At 35.6% G+C, this 5,128-nt stretch carries 5 protein-coding genes; all 5 read left to right on the top strand.

Translation table 11 applies throughout. The features are described 5' to 3' along the window. A partial coding sequence (locus tag ACKI67_RS03895) for an ATP phosphoribosyltransferase regulatory subunit (protein ID WP_407462077.1) occupies positions 1-731 on the top strand: 731 nt, incomplete at its 5' end. Positions 732-778: 47 nt separating this feature from the next. Beyond that, positions 779-1,192: a phosphoribosyl-AMP cyclohydrolase gene (gene hisI, locus ACKI67_RS03890; RefSeq protein ID WP_407462076.1), complete on the top strand. Its 414-nt coding sequence runs from the start codon at positions 779-781 to the stop codon at positions 1,190-1,192. A 42-nt stretch (positions 1,193-1,234) separates the two neighbouring features. Next, on the top strand, positions 1,235-3,367 hold the full coding sequence (locus tag ACKI67_RS03885; protein WP_407462075.1) for a PINc/VapC family ATPase: 2,133 nt from the start codon (positions 1,235-1,237) through the stop codon (positions 3,365-3,367). Between the two features lie 19 nt (positions 3,368-3,386). Next, the gene (locus ACKI67_RS03880; protein WP_407462074.1) at positions 3,387-4,160 is read left to right on the top strand and encodes a sugar phosphate isomerase/epimerase family protein; all 774 of its coding nucleotides are present in this window, start codon (positions 3,387-3,389) and stop codon (positions 4,158-4,160) included. A gap of 64 nt (positions 4,161-4,224) precedes the next feature. Continuing rightward, a complete protein-coding gene (locus ACKI67_RS03875) occupies positions 4,225-4,995 on the top strand; it encodes a sugar phosphate isomerase/epimerase family protein (protein ID WP_407462073.1) in 771 nt (256 codons plus the stop codon). Positions 4,996-5,128 lie beyond the last annotated feature (133 nt).

Below are 5,128 nucleotides of genomic sequence, written 5' to 3'. Positions count from 1 at the left end.
ATCTCCTAAAAGAATCATTGATTGGAGAAAACCCTATCATCAAAGACAAGCCAGAATTAAACGAAGTGTTATTCAAGCTTATGGATATGGTTGGTGACTCATCAATTATCGCAGATATTGAAGAGCTCGTATCACCTTACGAAGAAACCAAAGAAGCTCTTGAAGAATTCAAAGAGCTTGTAAAAACCCTTGAAAGTTTCCAAGTGTTCAATTACAAACTCAATCTTGGAGTGGCAAGAGGACTTGACTACTATACTGGAATAGTGTTTGAGGTATATGTGGAAGGGCTTGGTGCACAAAAGCAAGTGTGTGGTGGAGGAACATACAATCTAGTTAAATTATTCGGTGGAGAAGACGTTGTCTCTACAGGATTCGCATTAGGATTTGACAGATTGATGAATGCAATTGAAGAATTGAACGGCAAAGTGGAACTTGAACCTATTGTAAGCACATATGTAGCAGCTATTTCAGACTCTACTAGACACGATGCATTCAATATTGCTCAAACTCTAAGAAAAGCAGACATTCCAACTGAAGTGGACTTGTCCAGAAAGAAATTCAAGAAGATCTTGGCTTATGCTAATAAGATTGATGTTAAATACACTGTTCTTGTAGGAGAACGTGACCTTGAAGAAGGAAAAGTCACTGTAAAGGATATGTTATCTGGAGAACAGGAATTAGTCGATATTGACAAAGTAGTCGATTACATTAAAGATAAATTATACAATTAATCATTAATTTTTAATTTTAATTTTTATTTTATAATAAAGGTGTGACAATGGAATTAAATTTCAGACTCAATATGGGTGGAGAAGACTTAGTGATAGGAATTGCACAAGACTATGAAACTAATGAGGTTTTAATGGTGGCTTTCATGAACAAGGAAGCTGTAGAGCAAACCTTAAAGACCAAAAAGGCTCATTACTACTCCACTTCTAGACAAAAGCAATGGCTAAAGGGAGAAAGCTCTGGAAATGTTCAAACCGTTAAGGAAATGTACATTGACTGTGATGCAGATGCAATCATAATGAAGGTTGAACAGATCGGTGCAGCATGCCACGAAGGATACAGGTCTTGCTTCTTTAGGCAATTGGACATTGATAAGGAGAATATTGAAATTGACAATCTTACAGATGACGACGTTAAAGTCATTTCCGAAAGATTGTTTGATCCAAAGGAAATGTACGGATAAATATTTAATGGATTATCAAAAACCTCAAAAGGAGGTGAAATAATGGATTATGATTACAACAGCGAATACAATGATGAAGATGATTACGATGAGATAAGAAGGATCGTGCCGGATACAAGTGCAATCATAGAAGGCAATGTAGAAAAAATAATAAAAGAAAAAGGATTGAACTATCCTGAAATCATCATACCAGAAGCTGTAATCGCAGAACTCGAACATCAAGCTAACAATCAAAGGCCAACTGGAATCAGAGGTCTTGAAAATGTAAAGAAACTTCAGGATTTAGCTGAAATAGGTGCAATAGCCATAAGGATAACCGGCAGAAGGCCAACCAAATTTGAAAAGGACAATGCAAAGCTTGGAGAAATAGACGGATTAATCAGAGATGTTGCAAAAGATGAACTTGCACTACTATTAACAAGCGATAAGATCCAAGCAAAGACTGCTGAAGCACAAGGAATACCTACAATCTACTATGCACAGGAATACAAAGGTGCAATAGATTTGAAAATATCCAAATTCTTTGATGAAGACACAATGAGCGTTCATTTGAAGGAAAATGTTGTTCCAATGGCTAAAAAGGGAAAGCCAGGACACATTGAACTTGTAAAGCTCGCAGATGAGGAATTCACATACAAGCAATTGGAAGCAATTGCAGAGGAAATCCTTGAAAAGGAAAGATACGATCCTAAAACATATTTGGAAGTTGACAAGCAAGGAGCTATTGTAGTCCAATCAAGAGACCTTAGAATATCAATAGCAAGACCTCCTTTCTCAGAAGCACTTGAAATAACTGCAGTTAGACCAGTTGCTGAAGTCTCACTTGACCAGTACCACTTATCAAGTCAATTGATTGAAAGATTGACAAACAGTGCAAGGGGAATACTTATTTCAGGTTCACCTGGAGCAGGTAAAAGTACATTTGCACAGGCAATAGCTAAATTCTATGATGAAGAATTGAACAAAGTGGTCAAGACTATGGAATCTCCAAGAGACTTACAGGTTGGAGACACAATCACCCAATATGCTCCTCTTGAAGGGGATATGGAGAACACTGCAGACATATTGCTATTAGTCAGACCTGACTTCACCATTTACGATGAGCTTAGAAAGAACCATGACTTCAAGATATTTGCAGACATGCGTCTTGCAGGTGTGGGGATGATTGGTGTTGTTCATGCAACAAGACCTATAGATGCAATTCAAAGGATTGCAAGCAGAGTTGACCTAGGTACAATCCCATCAATCGTAGACACTACAATCTATATTGAAGATGGTGAAATATCTGCTATCTATGAAAACAAGCTCACAGTAAAGGTTCCGAGTGGAATGGAAGAAAGAGACCTTGCAAGACCTGTAATTGAAGTGAGAGACTTTGAAACAGGAACCTTAGTCAATGAGATTTACACTTATGGAGAACAAACCATTGTAATGGATATTGGAATGGTTGAACAGTCCAAAAAGGCAAAAATGGAAAAGGAGAAAACTCCAGTCCAATTGATTGCAGAACGTGAAATCCTAAGGACCATGAAAAGAATAGCGCCTAAGGCAGCTATTGAAGTGAGCATGGAAAACGACAGAAGAGTGAACATTTACATCACTGAAAAGTACATTCCAAAAATCATAGGAAAAGGTGGCAAAAGGATTGCTGAACTTGAAGAGGATATTGGAATTAGCATGAATGTTGAACCTCTTGAAAAGGCACCTGACAGCTTTGCAGAAAGACTTTCAAAAAGATCCAAAAAGTCCAAATCCAAAAAGGATAAGAAAGACAAGCATAAAAAGTCTAAAAAGTCCCAATTGAAAGAGTATAATGATAATATAGATGATTACATTATCGATGAGGGCAAAAAGGATTACAGCAATGACAATTACTTTGACTTAAATGAAGATTCAGATGACTACGATGAGGATTATGAAGAAGGAGAAACATCTGAATTCTACTATGAAGTCTTTGAACTCTTTCCCGAAATAAGAAAGGACCATCTTGTATTGCCTATTGGCAAGAAATATGTCGGATGTGCCTTTGACATTCTATTAGAGGACAAATACCTCTTTACAGCAACTGTTGGAAAAAGAGGTTATGTAAAGCTTCATAAGAACCTTGACTTGACTGATGAAATCATAGAGGGTATAGATAAAGGCTTAAGGGTTGTTGCAAGAGTTAGAGATTAATAAAATAAGAGGCAAGCAGATGAAATTAGGAGCTTCAGTATTCCCAAGAAAGATAATACCTATAGAAGAGTCATTGGACTACTTCGAATCAAACAGGCATATTGACTATATGGAACTGTTTCATGACTATCCTAACAGGGATATGAATGACGAGAAAGACCTGATAGATAAAATGAACTCTTATAACTTGAAATATACAGTTCATGCTCCATTTATAGAAGTGAATCCTGCCTCTGTCAATCCCGCTCTTTCAAAAGCAGCAATTGAAGAGATAAAAAGATCAATAGACCTTGCAAACACTCTTGACATCGATATAGTTGTAATTCATCCAGGAAGAAGCATATTCAATAATGACAAGGAATACATGAAAGAAGTTTATGCCATAGCAGAAAAGAACCTGAAGACCATTGGTGAATATGCTAAGGACAATGGAGTGCAAACCTGCATTGAGAACCATCCAAGACTAAGAGGATTCATGTATCAGGACATCAATCAACTCCATGACTCTCTGGAGAGAACTGATTTGCCTATGACATTGGATATAGGCCATGCATATACTGCAGGATTTACTGTAGATGATATATATTTTGATAACATAAAGCATATCCATATCCATGACAATGATGGCGTTCATGACTCCCATCTTCCTTTAGGAGATGGAATAATAGACTTTAAGAAGTTCTTTGAAATATTCTCCAAAAACAAATATGATGGAATCTACAATTTAGAATTGAGTTCAAAGGAATACATTGAAAAGAGCATTGAATACTTGAAAAGCTTAAAATTGATTTAATGTTTAGAAAATAAATCTTATAAAATAATTAAAACTGAAAAAAAACAATAATTGAGGTTAAAATATGAAAATAGGAGCTTCAATGTTAGCAACAGAAGACAGAACAATGGAAGAGGCTTTAGAATACTTCGATAGCAATAAGTATATCGATTATGTGGAAATAGTGCATGATTACCCTTACAGAGAAATTAATGATGATGGCGAATTAATAGACCTCATAAACTCATATGACTTGAAGTATACAGTTCATGCCCCATTTATTGACATCAATATCGCTTCATTGAATCCATCAATCGCAGATTTTTCCGTTAATGAAATAGAAAGATCAATCGACCTTGCAAACATGATTGACAGCAATCTTGTTGTTGTTCATCCAGGAATTCTTGGATTCCATGGAAGAGGAAGGGAAGATTTGGTCTATCAAATATCAGAGGATCATCTTAAAGTCGTTGGTGACTATGCAAAGGACAGGGGAGTTGATGCCTGCATTGAAAATCTGCCAAACATTACTGACTTCATGTTCATGGATGTGAATCAACTTAATGATACATTAGTCAAACTTGAGCTTCCTATGACTATGGATATAGGCCATGCCCATACAAATGGCTTCACTCCAGAGGAAATTTACTTCGACTCAATTAAACACATACATGTGCACGATAATCCAGGTGATGATGACTCACACCTTGCATTAGGTGATGGGACTTTTGATGTAAATGGATTCTTTGATGTATTTACTAAGAAAAAGTATGATGGCATCTACATGTTAGAGTTAGTTTCTACAGATTTTGTAGAAAAAAGTTTAGAATATATGAAAAATTTAGGATTGATTTAAAAAAAACTTAAAAAAATTAATTATACAAATTAGCATATATGAAAAATAAGAAAATAAATTATAATTATAATTACAAAAATTACAGAAATACATAAAACAAAAAAAAAGGTTAGAATATGTGGAATGAAGAAAT

Source organism: Methanobrevibacter sp., assembly GCF_045577275.1.
In the GTDB taxonomy this organism is placed as follows: Archaea; Methanobacteriota; Methanobacteria; order Methanobacteriales; family Methanobacteriaceae; genus Methanobrevibacter.
The sequence above is the reverse complement of the archived record's forward strand: the minus strand, read 5'-3'. Positions and strand labels throughout refer to the sequence as shown.

Excerpts from the sequence above, each read along its gene's own strand:
- hisI (WP_407462076.1), top strand. The coding sequence starts at position 779 with ATGGAATTAAATTTCAGACTCAATATGGGTGGAGAAGACTTAGTGATA.
- ACKI67_RS03885 (WP_407462075.1), top strand. The coding sequence starts at position 1,235 with ATGGATTATGATTACAACAGCGAATACAATGATGAAGATGATTACGAT.
- ACKI67_RS03880 (WP_407462074.1), top strand. The coding sequence starts at position 3,387 with ATGAAATTAGGAGCTTCAGTATTCCCAAGAAAGATAATACCTATAGAA.
- ACKI67_RS03875 (WP_407462073.1), top strand. The coding sequence starts at position 4,225 with ATGAAAATAGGAGCTTCAATGTTAGCAACAGAAGACAGAACAATGGAA.